At 50.5% G+C, this 23,961-nt stretch carries 16 protein-coding genes and 1 tRNA gene; 14 read left to right on the top strand and 3 right to left on the bottom strand.

Annotation, left to right across the window (positions count from 1 at the left end):
* Positions 1-162: 162 nt before the first annotated feature.
* A tRNA-Gly gene (locus UCI88_RS09790) sits at positions 163-236 on the bottom strand.
* Positions 237-424: 188 nt separating this feature from the next.
* On the opposite strand from UCI88_RS09790, the gene UCI88_RS09785 reads away from it, so the two are divergent.
* Both UCI88_RS09785 and UCI88_RS09780 read left to right on the top strand, forming a co-directional pair.
* Positions 425-1,075: a cupin domain-containing protein gene (locus UCI88_RS09785; RefSeq protein WP_256179805.1), complete on the top strand. Its 651-nt coding sequence runs from the start codon at positions 425-427 to the stop codon at positions 1,073-1,075.
* Positions 1,076-1,168: 93 nt separating this feature from the next.
* Positions 1,169-2,398, top strand: coding sequence for a [Fe-Fe] hydrogenase large subunit C-terminal domain-containing protein (locus UCI88_RS09780; RefSeq protein WP_256179804.1), 1,230 nt, complete (start codon positions 1,169-1,171; stop codon positions 2,396-2,398).
* A gap of 92 nt (positions 2,399-2,490) precedes the next feature.
* Here the strand turns inward: UCI88_RS09780 and UCI88_RS09775 are convergent, their stop codons facing one another.
* Positions 2,491-3,153, bottom strand: coding sequence for a uracil-DNA glycosylase (locus UCI88_RS09775; protein ID WP_044505188.1), 663 nt, complete (start codon positions 3,151-3,153; stop codon positions 2,491-2,493).
* 164 nt (positions 3,154-3,317) lie between these two features.
* On the opposite strand from UCI88_RS09775, the gene UCI88_RS09770 reads away from it, so the two are divergent.
* From UCI88_RS09770 to UCI88_RS09760, 3 genes are read left to right on the top strand one after another with little or no spacing between them, the layout of a single operon-like run.
* A complete protein-coding gene (locus tag UCI88_RS09770) occupies positions 3,318-4,100 on the top strand; it encodes a carbon-nitrogen family hydrolase (RefSeq protein WP_256179803.1) in 783 nt (260 codons plus the stop codon).
* A gap of 24 nt (positions 4,101-4,124) precedes the next feature.
* Positions 4,125-5,063, top strand: a complete 939-nt coding sequence (locus UCI88_RS09765; protein WP_256179815.1) for an AEC family transporter — start codon at positions 4,125-4,127, stop codon at positions 5,061-5,063.
* Positions 5,064-5,081: 18 nt separating this feature from the next.
* Positions 5,082-6,257, top strand: coding sequence for an amidohydrolase (locus UCI88_RS09760; RefSeq protein ID WP_256179802.1), 1,176 nt, complete (start codon positions 5,082-5,084; stop codon positions 6,255-6,257).
* Positions 6,258-6,355: 98 nt separating this feature from the next.
* Here UCI88_RS09760 and gdhA read toward each other — a convergent pair whose 3' ends face one another.
* Positions 6,356-7,705, bottom strand: a complete 1,350-nt coding sequence (gene gdhA / locus UCI88_RS09755; RefSeq protein ID WP_044505184.1) for an NADP-specific glutamate dehydrogenase — start codon at positions 7,703-7,705, stop codon at positions 6,356-6,358.
* 376 nt (positions 7,706-8,081) lie between these two features.
* Here gdhA and UCI88_RS09750 point away from each other — a divergent pair, with 376 nt between their 5' ends.
* The 9 genes from UCI88_RS09750 to UCI88_RS09710 form a co-directional block, all read left to right on the top strand.
* Positions 8,082-9,992 carry a fructose-1,6-bisphosphatase gene (locus tag UCI88_RS09750; protein ID WP_256179801.1) on the top strand — a complete coding sequence of 637 codons (1,911 nt, stop codon included), beginning with the start codon at positions 8,082-8,084 and terminating at the stop codon, positions 9,990-9,992.
* Between the two features lie 94 nt (positions 9,993-10,086).
* Complete coding sequence (gene tyrS, locus UCI88_RS09745; protein ID WP_256179800.1) at positions 10,087-11,343, top strand: tyrosine--tRNA ligase; 1,257 nt, start codon at positions 10,087-10,089, stop codon at positions 11,341-11,343.
* A gap of 244 nt (positions 11,344-11,587) precedes the next feature.
* A complete protein-coding gene (gene rpoB, locus UCI88_RS09740) occupies positions 11,588-15,346 on the top strand; it encodes a DNA-directed RNA polymerase subunit beta (RefSeq protein WP_044505181.1) in 3,759 nt (1,252 codons plus the stop codon).
* A 26-nt stretch (positions 15,347-15,372) separates the two neighbouring features.
* On the top strand, positions 15,373-19,623 hold the full coding sequence (rpoC, locus tag UCI88_RS09735) for a DNA-directed RNA polymerase subunit beta' (protein WP_065360578.1): 4,251 nt from the start codon (positions 15,373-15,375) through the stop codon (positions 19,621-19,623).
* A 242-nt stretch (positions 19,624-19,865) separates the two neighbouring features.
* Positions 19,866-20,111, top strand: coding sequence for a ribosomal L7Ae/L30e/S12e/Gadd45 family protein (locus UCI88_RS09730; protein ID WP_044505179.1), 246 nt, complete (start codon positions 19,866-19,868; stop codon positions 20,109-20,111).
* 80 nt (positions 20,112-20,191) lie between these two features.
* Complete coding sequence (gene rpsL / locus UCI88_RS09725; RefSeq protein WP_044505178.1) at positions 20,192-20,563, top strand: 30S ribosomal protein S12; 372 nt, start codon at positions 20,192-20,194, stop codon at positions 20,561-20,563.
* A 55-nt stretch (positions 20,564-20,618) separates the two neighbouring features.
* Complete coding sequence (gene rpsG, locus UCI88_RS09720; protein ID WP_044505177.1) at positions 20,619-21,089, top strand: 30S ribosomal protein S7; 471 nt, start codon at positions 20,619-20,621, stop codon at positions 21,087-21,089.
* A 39-nt stretch (positions 21,090-21,128) separates the two neighbouring features.
* Positions 21,129-23,201, top strand: a complete 2,073-nt coding sequence (fusA, locus tag UCI88_RS09715) for an elongation factor G (protein WP_044505176.1) — start codon at positions 21,129-21,131, stop codon at positions 23,199-23,201.
* Positions 23,202-23,239: 38 nt separating this feature from the next.
* Positions 23,240-23,961: elongation factor Tu (locus tag UCI88_RS09710; RefSeq protein ID WP_330024185.1), on the top strand; the 722-nt coding region annotated here is incomplete at its 3' end.

Raw genomic sequence — 23,961 nt, 5'->3', positions numbered from 1 at the left:
TATATATATATATATATATATCAAAGTAACGATATATTAATAAATAGAAAATGTTTTAAAACTATTTGTTTAAACAGGTACAGCTTATGTTATGAAGTTATCCGGTTTCAGGAAAATTGGACACTAAAAAGGGCTCACGACGTGTCGTGAGCCCTTTTTCTATGGAGCGGATGAAGGGGATCGAACCCTCGTACCAAGCTTGGGAAGCTCGTATTCTACCACTGAATTACACCCGCACATATTAAGTTACTATATCAGTTTAACAGTAAAGTCCCGTTTTGTAAAGCTTTGATTTCAGATTCTATAGATGGGTCGCAGGGGGATGTGTTTTGGGGGACATTCTATTTTCTTCTTTTTTTGTTGGATTTACAACAGCTAAAACGCTACTCAAAAGGTATACTATAGCCATAAGAAGGAGGGATACATGATGAATGAACGAAAAGGTGTTGTTTTTTCTATCCCGGAAGAGAATCTGCCTGTAGAAGGCTGCACGATTTCTAAGGAAGTCGCCCATGAACGCGACTATCATTTGTTTTATTTTTCTTTGGCCGCTCATACGGATATCAGTCCTGAAACGTATCAGAAGGCCAAGGTCGTTTATGTCCTTTCCGGAAGCCTGTCCCTTTATGGAGAGGTTGGGGATAGGGAAGTCCCTTCAGGGCAGGTCGTGGCCGTACCGGCAGGTGTTGCCGTCGGTATGAGAAGCCAGGGCGGTGCCGTCTATATTGAAATTACGATTGAGGAGGAATCTCTTATGAATATCGATACTGGAAAACTCTTTTCTTTGGCCGATCTCGTCCCCTGCCAGGACGGTAAAATCATCAACCGCGACATCATCCAGTCGCCGAAGATGAAATTCGTCGTCATGAGCTTTGGGGCCGGAACGGGTCTTTCCGAACACGCCGCCCCGGGTGAAGCTCTTATTTTCGCCCTTGAAGGCAAGGCTGTTATCAACTATGAAGGCAAGGATTTTCCGATTAAAGCCGGTGAAAATTTTGCTTTTGCGAAAAACGGCCGCCATGCCGTAACTGCCGATGGGCCGTTTAAAATGGCATTACTTTTGACTTTAGACTAAAATTTCAGTAAAAAAACTGTCAGCCCCCTTAAAAATCTGTTATAATGAAACTAACTGATTTGGCTTCGTTATTCTCTTTAAGGGGGTTTATGTATGAAAACATTAGATGAATTATATCAGCAAATGCTCAAACGAGCAGCTGATGGGAAACCTATTGGCGTTGAAGGGGAACCGAGATTGATCGATTGTTTAGCTCATCCCGATGACCATCCGCTGGTTTGGCGAGTAAAACCCTGCCTCTGCCCTCCTGATGAACCGCACAGCTGTGAAGATGCTTGCGATTGGGGGGCTATCAAACGCGGCCCGGAAGGCGTTGAAGTCGACGACAGCCAGTGCGTCGGCTGTCAGGCCTGTGTCGATGCCTGCAAGCTCGACAACTTGAAGACCCGCAAGGACATCATTCCCGTCGTTCAGGATCTTCACGAATACGACGGACCGATTTATGCCATGGTCGCACCGGCTGTTGCCGGCCAGTTTGGGCCTAATGTCACCATGGGCAAGCTGCGGACAGCTTTTAAACGCTTGGGCTTTACGGGCATGTTGGAAGTCGCTGTCTTTGCCGACATCCTGACCTTAAAAGAAGCCTTGGAATTCGATCGCAACATTCAGAGTGAAGATCAGTTCCAGCTGACGAGCTGCTGCTGCCCCATGTGGATTGCTATGATTAAAAAGCTCTATCATCAGCTCTTGCCGAACGTTCCCGGATCCGTATCGCCGATGATTGCCGGCGGCCGGACCGTAAAGGCCCTTCATCCCAAGGCTAAGACAGTCTTTATCGGGCCCTGCCTGGCTAAAAAAGCGGAACGGAATGAACCCGATTTGGTCGGTGCTGTGGACCACGTCTTAACGTATCAGGAAGTAAAGGATTTCTTCTCTGTAACCGATATCGATTTGGAATCCCTGCCGGAAGACAACGTACCTCACGCTTCCGAAGCCGGCATCAGCTATGCCTATGCAGGCGGCGTTGCCGAAGCGGTCACGACGACGGTGCACCAGCTCGATCCCGACCGCAAGGTCGACATCAAGACCCGCAAGGCTGACGGCGTTCCGGCTTGTAAGGCCATGATTAACGACATTTTGGAAGGCAACCGCGACGGAAACTTCTTTGAAGGCATGGGCTGCATCGGCGGCTGCGTCGGCGGTCCTCGTGCCATCATCAAAAAGGAAGACGGCAAGGCTAACGTCCAGGCTTATGGGAAACAGGCCTTCTCCCGTACTCCTATGGAAAATCCTTACGTCATCGAACTCTTAAAGAAACTCGGCTTCCCGACGGTTGAAGAATTCTTGGAAAACAGTCATCTCTATGACCGGCATTTTGACTGAGCTGGCGTAGTTTTTACGAATGTACAGCAAACCTACAGGACAAACGAAAAGCACTGCCATCACGCGATGATGGCAGTGCTTTTTGGCTTGAATCAAAAACTTCGGCTTTCTTTCAGTGGTGTGTATTGTTCTAAGAGATTCGTTTTTTCCGGGCTCTGGTAGGTGTAATCGGGATTTTCAGCTTTTGCTTTTTCAACGGCAGCCTTGAAATCGTAATAGACCTGCCATTTCGATTCGACCAGGTCGTGCCCGGTCTGACGCAGGAGAAAGGCCGGATGATAGGTCGGCATGACGGGATATCCTCGCCAGGTAAACCACTTGCCGCGATTGCGCATGATACTGGCTGCCTTGCCGTAGAAGTATTGGAAGGCGACCTTTCCCAGACAGACGATAACCTTTGGCTGCACGATGTCGATTTCTTTGATTAAGTGGATGTCGGCACAGTGACGGCCTTCGTCTAAGGTTGGCGTACGGTTGTTCTTGGGCCGGCATTTTACGATATTGGTGACGTATACCCGGTCGCGGGTCAAACCGACGCTCCACAAGGCCTTGTCGAGGAGCTGCCCCGACGGGCCGACGAGGGGAACGCCGTATTCATCTTCCACACCGCCGGGGCCTTCGCCGACGAACATCAAGGGCGATGTGATATTTCCTGTATATCGCGTCGGTCCGCGGTTACCTTCCTGTCTCAGATGACAAGATTGACAGGCCATGAGGTTTTCCAGCCAATCCTTCATCATTTCATCTTGTTCCATGATACCCCTTCTTTGCGTATTAAAGTAATTTAACTATAACAAGGGAAGCGGGGATTTGCAAGGAATTGTTATTTTTGAGATCATCCTCTATAATATATTTATCTTTAAATGCTAGTATGGTTGGATGCCAATGCTGTTTGTACGTTTTGAAAGGAGCTGAAATTATGCGAATTTCACTGATTCAATTTTCCATCGTCCCCGGCGATCGGGAAGCGAACTTTGAACAAGCACGCCGCCATGTGCAGGCCGCAGCTGCGGACGGTGCCGATATCGCCGTCTTATCGGAATTATGGGATACGTCTTTTTATCCCTCCGATGTCCGAGAAAAAGCGGATGAAGAAGGGCTGTTGGCACAGGCTTTTTTACAGGATCTGGCAAAATCTTGTAATATACATATCGTAGGAGGCTCTATTGCCCGTCGTCATGAAGGGAACCTTTATAATACGACGTACGTTGTCCGCCGAGACGGCAGCCTTGTTTCTTCTTATGACAAGTGCCATTTGTTTACTCCGGGCAAGGAAGATAAGGCCTTTACGGCCGGTAAGGAACTCAATGTTTTTTCTCTCGACGGCGTGACTATGGCTTCCATCATCTGCTACGATGTCCGCTTTGGTGAATGGGTCCGCATGGCGGCGTTAGCCGGAGCCAAGGTTCTCTTCGTGCCGGCTGCCTGGCCGGAAGAGCGGCTGGAACACTGGCAGCTCCTCAACCGGGCCCGGGCTATCGAAAATCAGTTTTTCGTTGCCGCTGTAAACAGCTGCGGCTTCTGTGGCCGACTTAAATTCGGCGGTCATTCACTGCTGGTCGATCCTCAGGGGAATGTTTTGGTGGAAGGCGGCAGTGACGATGCCGTCCTTACGGAAACGATTGATTTGTCCATCGTCGATTGTTTCCGCAGCCGGATTAATGTCTTCCGTGACCGGCGGCCGGAGTTATACCATTTGTAGAAGGGAAGCGATTTTTTGGAAGGCGTGCTCCATGGATTAGAAGGAATTTTTGAGGTTTTATTTATCATCGCCATCGGCGTTATACTGTCAAAAAAAGGGTGGTTCGGCTCGAATATGAGCGCTGTTTTTTCAAAACTGGTCATGAAAATCAGCCTGCCCCTGTATATGCTCTGTCAAATGGAAAAGGATTTTACCCATGACTCTTTGATTCGTATTGCCCCGGATCTCATATTGCCCTTTGCCTCGATATTCCTGGCCTATATCGTCGGCCGCATTGCTGCCAAGGTGCTGCATATTCGCCGGGAACGGCAGGGCGTATTCGTCACCTGTTTCTTTATCGCCAATACGATTTTTATCGGCCTGCCGGTCAATTTGGCCCTCTTTGGTACGCAGAGTGTGCCCTCGGTCATGCTCTATTATATGGCCAATACGACGATGTTTTGGACTCTCGGCATTTACCATATCGTCAATGACAGTCAGGGCGGGAAGGGGAATATGCCCCTGTTTTCCGCTCAGACGATCAAAAAGGTTTTTTCTCCGCCCCTCATGGGCTTTCTGATCGGCCTGGCTTTGGTTCTGGCAAATATTAAACTGCCGGACTTCCTGCTCACGTCTTTCCAATATGTCGGCAATATGGCAACGCCGTTGTCGCTGTTGGTCATCGGCATTGAAATGGCCGGGATTTCCTTTTCTGATATCCATTGGGACCGCGACGTCGTCGGTGCTTTAATCGGTCGATTTCTTGTCTGTCCGGCCTGTGTACTGGCCCTCTTGCCTTTCATTCCCGTAACGCCTATGTCGGGCCAAGTCTTTACCATGCAGGCCAGTATGCCGGCCATGACCCAGATGACGGTCGTTGCCAAGTCCATCGGAGCCGATGTCCGTTACTCGACGCAGGTCACGTTTATCACCGTTGTCATGGGGATCGTCGTCATCCCCTTATATATGTTTATCGTCGGATAAAAGGAGTTTCTCGTTATTATGAAACATGTTTCTACTTTGAAATCGGCCTTGGATCTCCATAAGGAACAGGCCTTCCAATTGAATTATGCCATTGTCAATGATCCGGAGCTGTCCGGGGAAGAATTTCATGCTTGTCAGCATTATATCGATGCCTGCCGGAGTTTGGGCATGGCTGTAGAAGAACATTTTACGGGCCAGAAGACAGCCTTTCGGGCCGCCGTGTCCCGGTCTGAAAAGGCTGTCCTTAAAATCGCTCTCCTTGCGGAATACGATGCCCTCCCCGGCGTCGGCCACGGCTGCGGTCATTCGGCCAACGGGGCCATGAGCTTTCTTGCCGCTGCCGCATTAAAGGAACTGAAGGCCCTTCCCGTTGACGTCGACCTCATCGGTACACCCGATGAAGAATTGCGCGGCGGTAAGGTCATCATGTGTGAGCAGGGCGTGTTTAACGACTATGACTTGGCGGTGATGGTTCATATATCGCCGACCAAGACCAATGCCAACTCTCACTTTTTGGCCCTCGATGACTATCGCATTGCCTTCCATGGACAGACGGCACACGCTGCCGGCGAACCTTGGAACGGAAGAAATGCCTTAAATGGTGCCATGCTGGCCCTTCACGGGATCGATATGCTGCGCCAGCACGTCCGGCCGGAAACGCGAATCGGTTCGTACATCGTCGACGGTGGGAGAGCTTCGAATGTCGTTCCTGATTATGCTGAAGTGGAATGCTGTATCCGCCACAGCGAACGAGCCTACCTCGATACGGTCGTTGCCAAGGTCATGAAATGCTTTGAAGGGGCGGCCATTGCAACCGAAACGACGTATGACGTTAAACAGATGGGCTGCAAATTCGACAATATGGTCTGGAATGAAACAGCAACTAAGGCGGCGGAGCAAGTCCTGTCCGATATGGGAATCGCCTACGAAGCGCCGAAGGACTGTGGCAGCTCCGATGTGGGCAACGTCAGCCACCAGTGCCCGGCCCTCCACCTTCATTTAGCATTGGGCGACGTGCCTATGCCGGAACACTCCGTCGAGATAGCTAATGCCGTAAAAGATCCGTCCATTGAACCGGTCATCCTTCGCGGTGCTGAAATCATGGGGCGTTTGGCCATTCTCTTAGGCAATGATGAAAAACGCTGTCAGGCTATGATGGATGAATTCAAAGACCACGTTGCCGTCCGCGTATAAGCCGTGCGTTATTTTTCTATCTGATCGAGTATGCAAGAAAGGACCTGCCACCTAGGTGACAGGTCCTTTTTCAGGCTCTCTATTCAGTTTTAGGTATCTTAGAAGACGCCTTGAGCCAGCATTGCATCAGCAACACGTTCGAAACCAGCGATGTTAGCGCCGGCTACGAGGTTGTAGCCAAGACCGTTGCGTTCAGCTGCTTCTTTGCAGTTTTTGTAGATCGTGTTCATGATTTCGTGGAGACGAGCGTCAACTTCTTCTTCCGTCCATACGAGGCGTTCGCTGTTCTGGCTCATTTCCAGAGCGGAGGTAGCAACGCCGCCGGCGTTAACGGCTTTCGACGGAGCGACGATCATGTCTTTCTGTTCCATCAAGAACTGGAGGGCATCGTTGGTCGTCGGCATGTTGGCGACTTCGATGTAGTAACGAACCTTGTTAGCAGCAATCTGTTTTGCCTGTTCCATGTGAACGTCGTTCTGCATGGCCGACGGCATAACGATATCGGCTTTGCGGCCCCACGGTTTTTCGCCCGGGAAGAATTCTACGCCGAATTTGTCAGCATAGTCCTGTACACGGTTGCGGCCGCTGTTACGCATTTCGAGGAGGTAATTGATCTTTTCTTCAGTAACGACGCCATCGGGATCATAGATGTAGCCATCGGGACCGGAGAGAGTGACGACTTTAGCACCGAGTTCAGCTGCTTTTTTGCAGATGCCCCAGGTAACGTTGCCGAAGCCGGCAGCGGCGATTGTTTTGCCTTTAATATTCTGGCCGTCGTCGCGGAGAACGTTTTCGAGGTAGTAAACAGCGCCGTAGCCCGTTGCTTCCGGACGGATGCGGGAACCGCCGTAGCTGAAGCCTTTACCGGTGAGAACGCCGTTTTCGAAGGTGCCTTTCAGGCGGCGATATTCACCGAAGAGGAAGCCGATTTCGCGGCCGCCAACGCCCATGTCGCCAGCCGGTACGTCGATATCGGGACCAATGTAACGATATAATGCCTGCATGTAGCTCTGGCAGAAACGCATGATTTCAGCGTCGGACTTGCCCGTCGGGTCGAAGTCGGAACCGCCTTTACCGCCGCCGATAGGAAGGCCGGTCAAAGCGTTTTTGAAAATCTGTTCGAAGCCCAAGAATTTGATGATGCCGGAGTAAACGTTTTTCTGGAAGCGGAGACCACCTTTGTAGGGCCCGATTGCGCCGTTGAACTGGACGCGGTAGCCGGTGTTGGTGTGGTAGTTGCCGTTATCGTCTTCCCAGACAACGCGGAATGTGAATTGCCGTTCGGGTTCGACCAGTCGGCTGATCAGGTCGTACTTTTCATATTCCGGATGTTTTTCGACGACGACGTCGAGGGAGCTCAAAACTTCTTCAATGGTCTGGACGAATTCTGGCTCGTTGGCATGTTTGACACGGACGTTTTCAATAACAGATTGCAAATACTTGTTCATAATGTAGTCACCTCATTTAAAATAGTTATACCTAAAACTGATTTCTACGATTACATAATAGCATGTTTTTCTCGTCTTGAAAACACCACAATGCGGAAAATATTTTTCCATTGCGGCATTGTTTTATCGCTATGCGAAAAAAAGAGTGAAAATTCAAGGGCTTTTTAGGGGGTGAAGGGACGTTTCAACAGGTTAAAGCACATCTATGCATTAAAATTAATTGTAAGATGATTTTGATACATAAACAAGGGGCGCTCATACTCATTTTGAAATCGACGAAAAGGGCAGAAAAATCTAGTCACTTTGGCGTCGATGGTATACAATAAGAGATAAATACGCTATACAACATACACTATATGAAAAGAGGGGTACTTAAATGGGGACATACGATACCTATTCTGCTGAATATCTGCGGTATTTAGAACTCTTGGCCAAAGATTATCCGACCCAGGCAGCAACCTTTACAGAAATCATTAATTTACAAGCCATCGTTAATTTGCCGAAGGGAACGGAACACTTTATGAGTGACCTTCACGGTGAATACGGTGCTTTCTATCATATCTTAAATAACTGCTCCGGCGTCATTCGCGAAAAGGTAGAAATGATTTTTTCGGATAAGATGAATAAAATCGAACAGGACAGTCTTTTGACCCTCATTTATTATCCGAAGGAAAAGCTGAATATGCTCTATCGTGAAGGAAAGGTTACGAGTGAATGGGCCCGGACGACGCTGGAAAGGATGATCGACCTGGCTAAGTTATTGTCGTCTAAATATACACGGTCTAAAGTGCGTAAGGCCACGCCGGAAGCCTTCCGCTTCATCATCGACGAATTGATTCATGCCCAGCCCGACGAGGACCAGAACCAGCTGGTCTATCATCGGAAAATCCTCGATACGATTTTAGAGACCGGCAGTACCCGGCAATTCATCTATGCCTTAGCGGCCCTCATCAAGCGGCTGGCAGTAGACCACCTGCACATCATCGGTGACATCTATGACCGCGGGGCCCATGCTGATAAAATCGTCGATACCTTGATGGGACACCATTCGCTCGATATTCAGTGGGGCAATCACGATGTCCTTTGGATGGGCGCCGCTGCCGGCAATTTGGCCTGCATTGCCAACGTCCTGCGCAATAACATTCGTTACCATAATATGGAAATATTGGAAAACGGTTATGGCATCAGTTTACGTCCCTTTGCCCTCTTTGCTATGGAGACATATAAGGAAAATGATGGCATCGAACCGATGGTCAAAGCCATTAATGTCATCGTAGCTAAACTGGAAGGACAAACGATCTATCGCCATCCCGACTATAATATGGATGACCGGCTCATGTTCCACAAATTCGATTGGGAAAAAGGGACTGTTGATTTAGACGGTAAGACTTACGAACTGAAGACCAAGGATTTTCCGACGGTAAATTCCGCGGATCCGTATACTTTGTCGCCGGAAGAACACCAATTGATGAACGATATTCAACTGGAATTTCTCGAAAGCGAACGCCTTCAGCGTCATATCCGATTCCTTTACAGCCATGGGTCACTGTATCGCTGCATGAACAACAATCTCTTGTTCCACGGCGGTCTGCCCCTCAATCCGGACGGCAGTTTTAAAGAGGTCTATCTCGAAGGCAAACCGTATAAGGGCAAGGCCTTTATGGATAAGATCGAGCATATGATCCGCAAGGCCTATGACCAGCGCGATATGGACAGCCTGGACTTCATGTGGTATCTGTGGTGCGGCGCCGACTCACCCGTATCGGGACGCATCGTAAAGACACTTGAACGAAGCTATATCGTCGATGAATCCACCTGGAAAGAACCGCAAAATGCCTATTACCACTTGAACCGAGATAAGGATGAATGCATCAAGATCCTCCATGAATTCGGCATCGATTCGCCTCAGGGTCACATCATCAACGGCCATACCCCGGTTAAGGTCAAGAAGGGCGAAAGCCCTGTTCGAGCTGAAGGCAAGGAAATATGCATCGACGGGGGCTTCTGCAAGGCCTATCAGGGATCGACGGGGATTGCCGGCTATACATTGATTTTTAATTCCCACGGCATCCGCATCAAATCCCATTACCCCTTTGAAGACGTTTACCAAGCTTTAATGAACAACGTCGACATCGACTCGGAATCGACGCAGGTCGAATTGGAACCGAAACGAGTCATGATTGGTGACACGGATAACGGGAAAAAGCTGCTTCAAATGATCGATGACTTAAAGGCTCTCTTACAGGCTTACCGCCAAGGCGTCATTTTAGAAAAAACGGCCCAATAGGAAAATATTTAAAGGAATCTTCATTGACGGAACGGACGGCCATAGCTATAATGAAATGTATCTTATCATTTTCTATAATAAAGGAGCGAATTCGATGAATATCATTGATGAATTGTCATGGCGCGGCGCCGTCAATCAGATGACAGATGAAGAAGGGCTGCGGAAACTGACGGAAGAAAAGAGCATCTCTCTTTACTGCGGCGTTGACCCGACGGGCGACAGCATGCATATCGGTCATTTGATTCCCTTTATGATGCTCAAGCGCTTTGCCAATGCCGGTCATCATCCCTTCGTCGTCATCGGCGGCGGTACGGGTACCATCGGTGATCCCAGCGGTCGTAAGACGGAACGACAGCTGCAGACTATTGATACCATCAAGGCCAATGCAGAAAAATTAAAAGCCCAGTTTACGCACCTCTTCGGTGATTCAGAGAATATCACCTTTGTGAATAACTATGACTGGCTCAGCAAAATCGGCCTCCTTGAATTCCTTCGCGACTACGGCAAACTGTTCAGCGTCAACATCATGCTCAGCAAGGAAGTCGTTGCCAGCCGTCTGGAAGCGGGGATTTCCTTCACCGAATTTTCCTATCAGATTCTCCAGTCCATCGACTTTGAACACCTCTTTTCAAACAATGACGTTCAGCTCCAAATCGGCGGTGCCGATCAGTGGGGCAACATTACGGCCGGCATCGACACGATCCGAAAGATGCACGGCAGCGAAGCCAAAGCCTTCGGCCTGACCATTCCCCTCATGCTGAAATCGGACGGAACGAAATTCGGCAAGACTGCCGGCGGTGCCGTTTGGCTCGACCCGGAAAAGACGTCGCCTTTCGAATTCTATCAGTTCTGGCTCAACCAGGACGACGCCGACGTCATCAAATATTTGAAATACTTTACCTTCCTCAGCAAAGAAGAAATCGACGCCTTGGCCGAAGCCGTTGAAAAAGAACCGGAAAAACGCTTGGCTCAGCGCCGTCTGGCGGAAGAAGTCACGACCTTCGTTCACAGCCCGGAAGCCTTGAAGGAAGCCCAGAATATTACGGAAGCCCTCTATCATGGCAGCATCGCCGATCTTTCGGAACATGAACTCGAACAGGCCTTTGGCAAGATGCCGACCGTCGACGTTACCAACGAAGACAAGGACGTTGTCAACTGGCTCATCGATGCCAACATCTATAAGTCGAAACGCCAGGCCCGTGAAGACATTAATAACGGAGCTGTCACCATTAACGGCGTCAAAGTTACCAGCCTCGATGAAATCGTAAAACCCCATAAGAATTCAAACGGGAAATTTGTCATCGTCCGCAAAGGCAAGAAGAAGTACACCTTGGCACGCGTTCAGCCGTAAACCGTTTTTCTGAATTCATTAAAATTTAATATTGACGGAAGATTTTCTGTATGCTATAATAACTCATTGCAGAATGTTCAATTGATGTTATGAGATGCATGGAGGAAACGCTTCCGGTGAGCAAAAAATTAAGCAAGGTTCAATGTCTCTAAGAGCCTTGCTTTTTTGTCGCTTTATGAAGCGCTTAACGACGCGCTTGGCGCGATTATAATGGTTTACTTTTTATAAGGGGTGAAGAATCAGCATGTTCAAACCTGTACAAGTAGGGAAAAGGACTCGATACACATATGCTAAGATTAACGAGGTCTTGAAAATGCCTCATTTGTTGGATTTACAGAATAAATCCTACGAATGGTTCCTCGAAAAGGGACTTAAAGATATCTTCAAAGACATTTCTCCTATCGAAGATGCATCGGGCAACCTGTCTTTATCCTTTGAGGGTTTTAAATTAGGGGAACCGAAGTACGACATTCGTGAATGTAAGGAATGCGATACGACGTATGCCGCACCGCTCCGAGTCCAGATCCGTCTTGTCAACCACGAAACAGGTGAAATTAAGGACCAGGAAGTATTCATGGGTGACTTCCCTCTGATTACTGATACAGGCACGTTCATTATCAATGGGGCAGAACGCGTTATCGTCAGTCAGCTCGTTCGTTCTCCCGGTGTGTACTACGGTCGTGAAATTGACCCGATGGGCATCCGCCTTTACAATTCGACGGTCATTCCGAACCGCGGCGCCTGGATCGAACTCGAAACCGATGCTAACGATATTATCTATGCCCGCATTGACCGCAACCGTAAGATTCCGGTTACGGTTCTCATCCGTGCCCTGGGCTGGGCGTCCAATTCGGATATCCTCGACCTCTTTTTCGACGACAAACGCCTGAAGGCTACTTTTGAAAAAGATACGACGGAAAATCAGGACGAAGCCTTAATTGAAATCTATAAAAAACTTCGCCCCGGTGAACCGCCGACTGTTGAAAGCGCCCGCAACCTCTTTGAAGGGTTGTTCTTCGATCCGCGTCGGTACGATATGGCCCGCGTCGGCCGTTATAAAGCCGGCAAGAAACTCGGTTGGGAACGCCGCCTCTTCGGCCTGACCCTTCACGAACCGATCGTCAATCCGGAAACGGGGGAAATCATCGTCGATGCTCATACGGAAATCGGCTCGGCAGAAGTTGAAAAAATCCGCGAAAGCGGTGTATTCCACCGTGAAATCGCAGCCGATGCCCCCCTCGGTGACGGCGGCGGTTTAGTAGAAGCTTTCGTTGAAAAGCAGGATGGCTCTGTCTATAAGGTCATCTGCAATAACAGCGATCTGCCTTATGATCACCGGACGATTACCCGCGAAGACATCATCGCTCACATCGGCTACCTCCTCAATTTGATGGATGGTTTTGGCACTGTCGATGATATCGACCATTTGGGCAACCGTCGTCTGCGCTGCGTCGGCGAACTCCTTCAGAACCAGTTCCGTATCGGCCTTACCCGTATGGAACGTGTCGTCCGCGAACGCATGACGATTCAGGATGCCGAAAGCATTACGCCGCAGGTCCTGATCAACATCCGTCCTGTCGTAGCCGCCATTAAAGAATTCTTCGGTTCCAGCCAGCTGTCCCAGTTCATGGACCAGACCAATCCCTTGGCTGAAATTACACATAAACGCCGTCTGAGCGCCCTTGGTCCCGGCGGTTTGTCCCGTGAACGCGCAGGCTTTGAAGTCCGCGACGTCCACCATTCGCACTATGGCCGCATGTGCCCGGTAGAAACGCCGGAAGGTCCGAACATCGGCCTCATTTCTTCCCTGGCTTGCTTCGGTCAGGTCAATGAATTCGGTTTCATTGAAGCTCCGTACCGCCGCGTCGACAAAGAAACGGGCGTCGTAACGGAAAAGGTTTACTATATTACGGCTGATGAAGAAGAACAGTACGTCATTGCCCAGGCCAACGAACCGCTTACCGAAGACGGCCATTTCGTCAACGAACGCGTTGCCTGCCGTCACGGTGAAGATACTCGTGAATTCCGGGCTGACCGCGTCGACTTCATGGACGTATCGCCGAAGGAAGTCGTATCTGTCGGTACTTCTATGATCCCCTTCCTCGAAAACGACGATGCTAACCGTGCCCTCATGGGTGCGAACATGCAGCGTCAGGCTGTTCCTCTCCTCCGTACCCAGGCTCCGCTCGTCGGGACCGGGATGGAATACAAGGCAGCCTGTGACTCCGGGGTCTGCGTCCTGGCAAAACACAGCGGCGTCGTATCCCACGTTACCGGTGATACCATCGAAGTCCGTACTGATTCCGGCTCGATCGATACGTATAAACTGATTAAATTTGTTCGTTCCAACCAGAGTACCTGCATCAACCAGCGTCCTTTGGTTTACAAAAACGAAGTCGTTACCGAAGGTCAGGTCCTGGCCGACGGCATGGCAACTGATGGCGGTGAATTAGCCCTTGGCTATAACATCCTCGTAGCCTACATGCCTTGGGAAGGTTACAACTACGAAGACGCCGTTCTCCTCAGTGAAGAATTGCCGAAGAACGACCTCTATACTTCTATCCATATTGAAGAATATGAATGCGATGCCCGCGATACGAAACTCGGCTCTGAAGAAATCACTCGTGAAATCCCCAATGTCAGCGAAGAAAGCACGAAGAACCTCGATGAAAACGGGATTATCATGATCGGCGCCGACGTATTCCCCGGCGACGTCCTGGTCGGTAAAGTTACGCCGAAAGGCGAAACGGAACTGACTCCGGAAGAACGTCTCCTGCGCGCTATTTTCGGCGACAAGGAACGTGAAGTCCGTGATACGTCCCTGCGCGTTCCCCACGGGGAATCGGGCAAGGTTGTCAACGTCCGCGTATTCTCCCGTGAAAACAACGACGAACTGCCGCCCGGCGTAACCCGTTTGGTTCGTGTCTACATCGCTCAGAAACGTAAGATCCACGAAGGCGATAAGATGTCCGGTCGTCACGGGAACAAAGGTGTCGTCTCCCGCGTCATGCGCCAGGAAGACATGCCGTTCCTGCCTGATGGCACGCCGGTCCAGATCGTCCTGAACCCCTTGGGCGTACCGTCTCGTATGAATATCGGTCAGATTTTGGAAACTCACCTTGGCTGGGCTGTCCATGAATTGGGCAAGCAGATCAAGGAAATGGATCCGGGTCTGGAAGAAAGACTGCGTGCTGCCGGTTATGACTTTGATAAGTACGGCATGCCGAAACCGGATGTTGCCGGGATTCATATTGCCACACCGGTCTTTGACGGCGCTCAGGCTGAAGACGTATTTAATGCACTCGAAATCGCAGGTCTCCCCAGTGACGGCAAGTCCGTCCTCTATGACGGCCGTACGGGCGAACCGATGGATCGCCGCGTCACTGTCGGCTATACATACTTCCTGAAACTGCATCACCTCGTCGACGACAAGATCCATGCTCGTTCGACAGGCCCGTACTCCTTGGTTACGCAGCAGCCTCTCGGCGGTAAAGCCCAGTTCGGCGGTCAGCGTTTCGGGGAAATGGAAGTTTGGGCTCTGGAAGCTTACGGCGCAGCCTATACCCTCCAGGAAATGCTTACGGTTAAATCTGACGATGTCGTCGGCCGTGTCAAGGCTTACGAAAAGATCGTCAAAGGCGAAAACATTCCGGAACCGGGTGTGCCGGAATCGTTCAAGGTACTCCTCAAGGAACTCCAGGCTATCGGCCTCGATGTCCAGATTCTCAATGAAGACGGCGATGAAGTCGTCATCAAGGAACTTGACGAAGACGATGAAACCGAACCGGAAAAGAACGACGAACTCCGTCGCGTCATGGAAGGTGAAAATGGCCCGGAAACTCCGGCAGTACCTGCTGAAGGCAGTGATGAAAACGGCGAAGATGACGATCAGGAACCCGTTTCCAACGGCGACGAAGATGACGTCATGAGCGAAATGAGCCTCGATGCCGTTGCCGAAGCAGAACAGGCTGACGATGATGATACTACTGACGATGATGAATAACGAGTCGATAGAAGGGAGCGGTATTAGTGCTTGATGTGAATGAATTCGATTCCATGCGGATTGGCCTTGCTTCGCCCGAAAAGATTCTCGAATGGTCTCATGGGGAAGTCAAGAAACCAGAAACGATCAACTACCGTACATTAAAACCGGAACGGGATGGGTTGTTCTGCGAACGCATTTTTGGGCCTACGAAGGACTGGGAATGCCACTGCGGTAAATATAAACGTATCCGGTATAAAGGTGTCGTCTGCGATCGCTGCGGCGTCGAAGTCACGCGCGCCAAAGTCCGTCGTGAACGGATGGGCCATATTAAACTGGCTACACCTGTTTCTCATATTTGGTATTTTAAAGGCATTCCCAGCCGGATGGGCTTGATTCTCGATATCTCGCCCCGTTCGCTGGAAAAAGTCTTATACTTTGCTTCGTACATTGTCCTCGATCCGGGCGATACGTCTCTCCAGAAGCAGCAGCTGATGACGGAAACGGAATATCGCCAGTATCTCGACTTGTACGGCGATAAATTCCGCGTCGGCATGGGTGCCGCTGCGATTAAAGAGCTCCTCCAGGGGCTCGACCTCGACCAGCTCGATAAAGAGCTGCGCGATGAACTCCGCGACTCTTCGGGCCAGCGCCGCGTCCGCGCGATCCGCCGCCTGGAAGTCGTCGAAGCCTTCCGTCATTCCGGCAATAAACCGGAATGGATGGTCATGGACGTCATTCCGGTCATTCCGCCGGAACTGCGCCCCATGGTCCAGCTTGACGGCGGCCGTTTTGCAACGTCTGACCTGAACGACCTCTATCGCCGGGTCATCAACCGAAACAACCGCTTGAGCCGCCTCCTTGAATTGGGTGCGCCGGACATCATCGTCCGCAATGAAAAACGCATGCTTCAGGAAGCCGTCGATGCCCTCATCGACAATGGCCGTCGCGGCCGCCCCGTTACGGGCCCCGGCAATCGTCCCCTTAAATCTCTTTCGGATATGCTGAAAGGGAAGCAGGGCCGTTTCCGTCAGAACTTGCTCGGGAAACGTGTCGACTATTCCGGCCGTTCGGTTATCGTTGTCGGCCCGGAAATGAAGATGCACCAGTGCGGTCTTCCGAAGGAAATGGCACTGGAACTCTTCAAGCCCTTCGTCATGAAGAAGCTCGTCGAAAAAGAAATTGCCACCAACATTAAAAACGCCAAGAAAAAAGTCGAACGCGTCAGCAATGAAGTCTGGGACGTCCTCGAAGACGTCATCAAGGAACATCCGGTTCTCTTGAACCGTGCCCCGACACTCCACCGTTTGGGCATCCAGGCCTTTGAACCGGTCCTTTGGGAAGGTCGGGCCATTAAGCTTCATCCGCTGGTCTGCACGGCCTTCAACGCCGACTTCGACGGTGACCAGATGGCCTGCCATCTGCCGCTGTCGGTAGAAGCCCAGTCCGAAGCTCGGACGCTCATGTTGTCGTCGCACAACATCCTGGCTCCGAAAGACGGCAAGCCGGTTGCTGTTCCTACACAGGACATGGTTCTCGGTGCCTACTACCTGACCTTGGTTAAACCGTCTGCGAAAGGCGAAGGCAAGATCTTCTCCAATTACGATGAAGTCATGCTTGCTTACGATGCCAAAGTCATCGACATTGAAGCCTTGATCAAAGTCCGCATCCCGGGCCACGGCCTCATTGAAACGACGGCAGGCAAACTCTTGTACAACTACCAGATCTACGAACCGCTGCGCCTCTTCCATACGGATAAGGTTATGGTCTTCGATAATCCTCAGGATGTCGTATTTGCCTATGAAAACGGCGTTATCGACTGGACGCACTTCATCAAAGTGAAAGATGCCGACGGTCATATCCTGGACTATGGTTTCTCCCAGTTGAAAGAAGCTTTTGGTGTCGACCTCATGGCCGTTCGCCCGCTTCCGAAACATAAAATCGATAAAGATGCTGTCGCTGCTTTCAAAGAAGGTAAAGAATATGTCGACGTCGACTGCCTCGGCGTCCTCATGAGCAAGAAGGAAATCGGCAAACTCGTCGATGCCTGCTTCCACCTCTTTGGCAACACCAAGACGGCAGAACTTCTTGATAATATTAAGGCTATCGGCTACCACTACGCTCGTCAGGCCGGTATGTCCATCGCCATTTCCGACATTCAGATTCCGGAAGAAAAATGGGATATCCTCGGCGCTGCTGACAAACAGGTACAGAACGTATCCAAGATGTATCAGCGCGGTCTCATTACGGAAGATGAACGGTATCGCAAAACCTGTGCTATTTGGGAAAAAGCGACCGATGATGTTACGGAAGTCATGATGGATAACATGGATCCTTTCAACTCGATCTTCATGATGGCTGACTCCGGTGCCCGTGGTAATAAACAGCAGATTCGCCAGGTTGCCGGCATGCGTGGCCTGATGGCTGACCCGTCCGGTCGTATCATCGACTTGCCGATCAAGGCAAACTTCCGTGAAGGCCTGTCCGTACTGGACTACTTCACCTCGTCTCACGGTGCCCGTAAAGGGTTGGCGGATACGGCTCTTCGTACGGCTGACTCGGGTTACCTGACTCGTCGTCTGGTCGACGTCTCCCAGGATGTCATCGTCCGCGAAGACGACTGCGACGTATTCGGCATCGATCTCGTCCGCGAACGGGCCCGCTTGGCAAGCTCCTGCCGCCAGGCTGTCAACCTCCTTCGAGATAAGCTCATCGGCCGCGTCCTGGCTCGTGAAGCCGTGGATCCGGAAACGGGTGAAGCCGTATTTGAAGCAGAACACCTCTTGACCAACGATGACATGGATACAATCATTGAACATCAGGTTCCGAAACTCTATCTCCGCGGCAGCCAGATGGATATCAACGATGACCTCAATCATACCAACGTCATCGAAACGGTTTCCCTCGGCGCACCGGAAGAAGGTTTCCGGGCAGCTATCCGCAAATCCATGGCGGAAAACATGCTTGGCAAGACCATCGAAGAAGCCGTCATCGACTCCAATGGCATTGAAATCTGCGCGAAGGGCACGCCCCTTACGGAAGATGCCATCGATCGCATCCTGAACAGTGATGTCAAAGAAGTCAAAGCCCGCAACAACGATATCCGCGGCGTAGAAGTCACGGCCATCGTCGAAGGCAACGGCGTCATCGAACCGCTTGAAGAACGGATCGAAGGCCGTACGGCTGCTGAAACCCTGGTCAACCCGGAAACGGGTGCCGTCATCGTAGCCCTCAATGAGGAAATCATGGCCGACCAGGCGAAAGAAATTGCTAAATATTACGATACCGTCCGGATCCGCAGCGTCCTTACCTGCCACAGCCGTTACGGTGTCTGCGCCAAGTGCTATGGCCGCGACCTCGGTACCGGCGGCAAGGTCAATGTCGGCGAATCGGTCGGCACCATTGCTGCTCAGTCCATCGGGGAACCGGGTACACAGCTGACGATGCGTACCTTCCATACGGGCGGCGTCGCATCGGCCGGCGATATTACCCAGGGTCTTCCTCGTGTCGAAGAACTGTTCGAAGCTCGTAAGCCGAAGGGCAACGCTATCGTCACGGAAATCAGCGGTACCGTATCGATTACGGAAAAAGAAGACCATCACGACATCAACATCGTTCACGTCCTCTCGAAAGACGGCGAAGAACGGAGTTACACCATTCCCTTCGGTTCGCATCTCGTCGTGCATGAAGGCGATGTCATCGAAAAGGGCAGCCGTATTACGGCCGGCTCTATCAACCCCCACGATATCCTGCGTATCCAGGGCGTCGAAGCAACACAGCGCTACCTGGTATACGAAGTACAGAAGGTATACAAATCACAGGGTGTTGGTATCAACGATAAGCACATCGAAGTCATCGTTCGCCAGATGCTGCGCAAGATGAAGATTGAAGAAGCCGGAGATGCAGATGTATTGCCGGGCGATTATATCGACGTCAATATCTTTGAAGATATGAATAAGCGCATTGCCAACAACGGCGGCAAGACCGCTATCGGCAAACCGATGCTGCTGGGGATTACCAAGGCCGCCCTGGCAACGGATTCCTTCCTGTCGGCTGCTTCCTTCCAGGAAACGACTCGTGTCCTGACCGATGCGGCTATTAAAGGTAAGGTCGATCCGCTCTTAGGCCTTAAAGAAAACGTCATTATCGGTAAACTCATTCCGGCAGGGACCGGCATGAGCCGCTACCGCAAAGTAAAAGTAGTAAAGACCGTCCCCTCCATCAGCTATGAAGATGAAGACGGCAATCCCGTAGATGCCCCTGAAAGTGCTGTTGAAGCACCGGAAGCCGGCCACTAAGGTTGAAAGGGAGCCCTCGCAAGAGGGCTTCTTTTTTATTTTTAAAGAGCAGACTGATTTTGGCGTATCGGAAGTTTATCCGAAATGATATGAATCACATGGGCGCGTGTAATAAAAGATGTACTGGTTACGCAGTTTTTACCAAAAAACTCATTGACAGATAATTATCGTGATGATAAAATATCTAAGTGTCGCAATGCGTGCATTGCGCCTAATTTGCAAGACGTAAGGAGTGAGGTTTCGTGAGCTTAGATGTAGCTGCCGGTGTCCGCAAAACTGTCGGAGCCAAGCAAACCTTGAAGGCAATGAAACGAAACGAAGTCACACAGTTGTTCATCGCCAAGGACTGTGATGAACAAGTCGTAGCCCCGCTTATTGCAGCATCTGAAGGGGCTGACATTCCTGTCGACCGCACCTATACCATGGCAGAGCTGGGAGTGGCCTGCCATATCAAAGTAAAAGCAGCGGCCGTAGGCTTGTTGAAATAACTTTTGGTAATATCATCTTATGAGCTCTGCTCGTTGATGATTACATTATAAATCTAATTGTTTGGAGAGGAGGTGCCCATATGCCAACAATCAGCCAATTAGTTCGTAAAGGACGTCAGGTTGCTTTAACCAAATCGAATGCGCCGGCTTTGAAAAACAGCCCGCAGAAACGTGGTGTCTGCACTCGTGTATACACTGCTACGCCGAAGAAACCTAACTCGGCTCTGCGTAAAGTTGCCCGTGTTCGCTTGACGAACTCTATCGAAGTAACAGCTTATATTCCTGGCATTGGTCACAATTTACAGGAACACAGTGTTGTATTAATCAGAGGCGGTCGTGTCAAAGACCTTCCTGGTGTACGTTATCATATCGTCCGCGGTGCTTTGGATACAGCTGGCGTTGCAGATCGTCAGCAGTCCCGTTCGAAATACGGCGCAAAAAAAGGTAAATAAGACTTACCATTAAGATGAAACAGATGACATACACAATATAGAGGAGGAATTAGACATGCCAAGAAAAGGCCCCGTTGCGAAGCGTGATGTGCTGCCGGATCCGGTGTACCATTCCAAATTGGTAACGCGCTTCATCAACAAAGTTATGTTGGACGGCAAAAAAGGTGTCGCTGAAACCATCGTTTATGATGCTTTCGACATCATCCGTTCGAAAATGAATAAAGATCCTTTGGAAGTATTTGAACAGGCTCTCAACAACGTTATGCCTGTCCTGGAAGTCCGTGCTCGTCGTGTCGGCGGTGCTAACTACCAGGTTCCTGTTGAAGTACGTGCAGACCGTCGCTTGTCCCTCGGCATCCGCTGGACTGTCAGCTATGCCCGTCAGCGCGGCGAACGTACGATGAAAGAAAAGCTCGCTGGCGAATTGATGGACGCTTTCAACAACACAGGCGCTGCTATCAAGAAAAAGGAAGATACTCATAAAATGGCAGAAGCTAACAAAGCTTTCGCTCATTATCGTTGGTAATTTACGATATTTATTATTTTTTGAGGAGTGGAAAAAACCGTGCCAAGAGAATTTTCTTTGGAAAAAACGAGAAATATTGGCATCATGGCTCACATCGATGCTGGTAAAACCACGACAACCGAACGTATTCTGTTCTATACCGGCCGAGTTCATAAAATCGGTGAAGTTCATGACGGCGCTGCTACCATGGACTGGATGGCTCAGGAACAGGAACGCGGCATTACGATCACGTCTGCTGCTACGACAGCCCATTGGAAAGACCACCGCATCAACATCATCGATACCCCGGGGCACGTTGACTTCACGGTTGAAGTTGAACGCTCCCTGCGCGTACTCGACGGCGCTGTTGCTGTCTTCTCCGCTAAAGGCGGCGTAGAACCGCAGTCGGAAACGGTATGGCGTCAGGCTGAACATTACCATGTTCCCCGTATCGCATTCGTCAATAAGATGGATACGACCGGTGCTGACTTCCTGAACGTTGTCGAAATGATGAAAGACCGTCTTCAGGCCAATGCCGTCGCTATTCAGCTCCCGATCGGTGCTGAATCGACGTTCAGCGGTATTATCGACCTCATTACCATGAAAGCTGAAATCTATGATGATGCTCTCGGTAAAGAAATCGAAGTCGTTGACATCCCGGAAGACGAATTAGAAGAAGCTAAAAAGTATCATGATATCATGGTAGAAGCTGTTTGCGATACCGATGAAGAACTCATGATGAAATACCTCGAAGGGGAAGAAATCTCCATCGACGAATTAAAAACAGCTATCCGTAAGGGCGTCTGCACGAATAAAATCTTCCCGGTCCTCTGCGGTTCTGCTTACAAGAACAAAGGGATTCAGATGCTCCTCGACGCCGTCGTCGACTACATGCCGTCGCCGCTGGATATTCCGGCTGTTAAAGGCACCAACCCCGACACGGACGAAGAAGAAACCCGTGCTGTTGATGACAAGGCTCCTTTGTCTGCCTTGGCCTTCAAAATCATGGCTGACCCCTTCGTTGGCAAGATGGCCTTCTTCCGAGTTTATTCCGGTACCCTCCAAGCCGGTACCTACGTCTACAACTCGACGAAAGGCAAAAAAGAACGTGTCGGCCGTATCCTCCGTATGCACGCTAACCACCGTGAAGAAGTTCAAGAAGCTTATACCGGTGATATCGGCGGCATCGTAGGCTTAAAAGATACGACGACAGGTGATACGCTCTGCGATGAAAAGAATCCGATCATCCTCGAAAAGATGGAATTCCCCGATCCGGTTATTTCCGTTGCTGTTGAACCGAAGACGAAAGCTGACCAGGAAAAAATGGGCATTGCCCTGGCTCGTCTGGCTGAAGAAGATCCAACCTTCAAAGTCAAGACCGATGCTGAAACGGGTCAGACCATCATCTCCGGTATGGGCGAACTCCATTTGGATATCATCGTCGACCGTATGTCCCGCGAATTCAAGGTAGACTGCAACGTCGGTAAACCGCAGGTTGCTTACCGCGAAACGATTCGCAAAGAAATCAAATCCCGCGGCTTCTTCAAACGTCAGTCCGGCGGCCGTGGTCAGTATGGTGACTGCTGGCTCGAACTCATTCCGCAGGAACAGGGTAAAGGCTACGAATTTGAAAACAAAGTCGTTGGCGGTGCTATTCCTAAGGAATATATCGGTTCTGTCGAAGCTGGTGTTAAAGAAGCTATGGAAACAGGCGTTTTGGCAGGCTTCCCAATGGTTGACATCAAAGTTGCCGTATATGACGGCTCTTACCATGAAGTCGACTCCTCGGAAATGGCCTTCAAGATTGCAGGTTCTATGGGCTTTAAAGAAGGCGCCCGCAAAGCCGATCCGGTTCTCCTCGAACCGTACACGAAAGTCGAAGTTGTCGTTCCTGAAGAATACATGGGCGACGTCATCGGCGACCTCAACTCCCGCCGTGGTCGTGTCGAAGGTATGGAAATGCGCTCCGGTGCAGAACATATCAACGCCTTCGTACCCCTGGCAGAAATGTTTGGCTATGCAACGGATTTGCGTTCCCGTACGCAGGGCCGTGGCGTTTATACGATGACCTTTGACCACTACGAAGAAGTTCCTAAGAACGTAGCTGAAAAAGTCATCAGTGAAAAAGGCTAATCGCCTAATATAATTTACTCACACTGGAGGAACAACAAATGGCTAAAGAACATTTTGAAAGAACCAAACCGCATGTCAACATTGGCACGATCGGTCACGTCGACCACGGCAAAACGACATTGACGGCAGCTATCACCAAAGTTTTGGCTGATAAAGGCTACGCTAAATTCGAAGACTATGCCGATATCGACAAGGCTCCGGAAGAACGTGAACGCGGTATTACAATCAACACCGCACACGTTGAATATGAAACGGACAACCGTCACTATGCACACGTTGACTGCCCGGGCCATGCTGACTATGTCAAGAACATGATCACCGGTGCTGCTCAGATGGACGGCGCTATCCTCGTCGTATCCGCTGCTGACGGCCCGATGCCGCAGACTCGTGAACACATCCTCTTGGCTCGCCAGGTCGGTGTACCGGCTATCGTTGTATACCTCAACAAAGCTGACCAGGTTGACGATCCGGAACTGTTGGAACTCGTTGAAATGGAAGTTCGCGATCTCCTCAGCTCCTATGACTTCCCCGGCGACGATGTACCTATCGTTGTAGGTTCCGCTCTCAAAGCTCTCGAAGGCGACGACAGCGAAATCGGCACGCCGTCCATCCTCAAATTGATGGATGCCGTTGACGAATACATCCCGACCCCGCAGCGTCCGACGGACCAGCCGTTCTTGATGCCGGTCGAAGACGTCTTCACCATCACCGGCCGCGGCACTGTTGCTACGGGCCGTGTTGAACGTGGCGAATTGAAAGT

Origin of the sequence: Megasphaera massiliensis (assembly GCF_036305205.1) — a bacterium.
Taxonomy (GTDB): Bacteria; Bacillota; Negativicutes; order Veillonellales; family Megasphaeraceae; genus Megasphaera; species Megasphaera massiliensis.
Note: the sequence above shows the minus strand (reverse complement) of the source record. Positions and strands in the feature narration are given on the sequence as shown.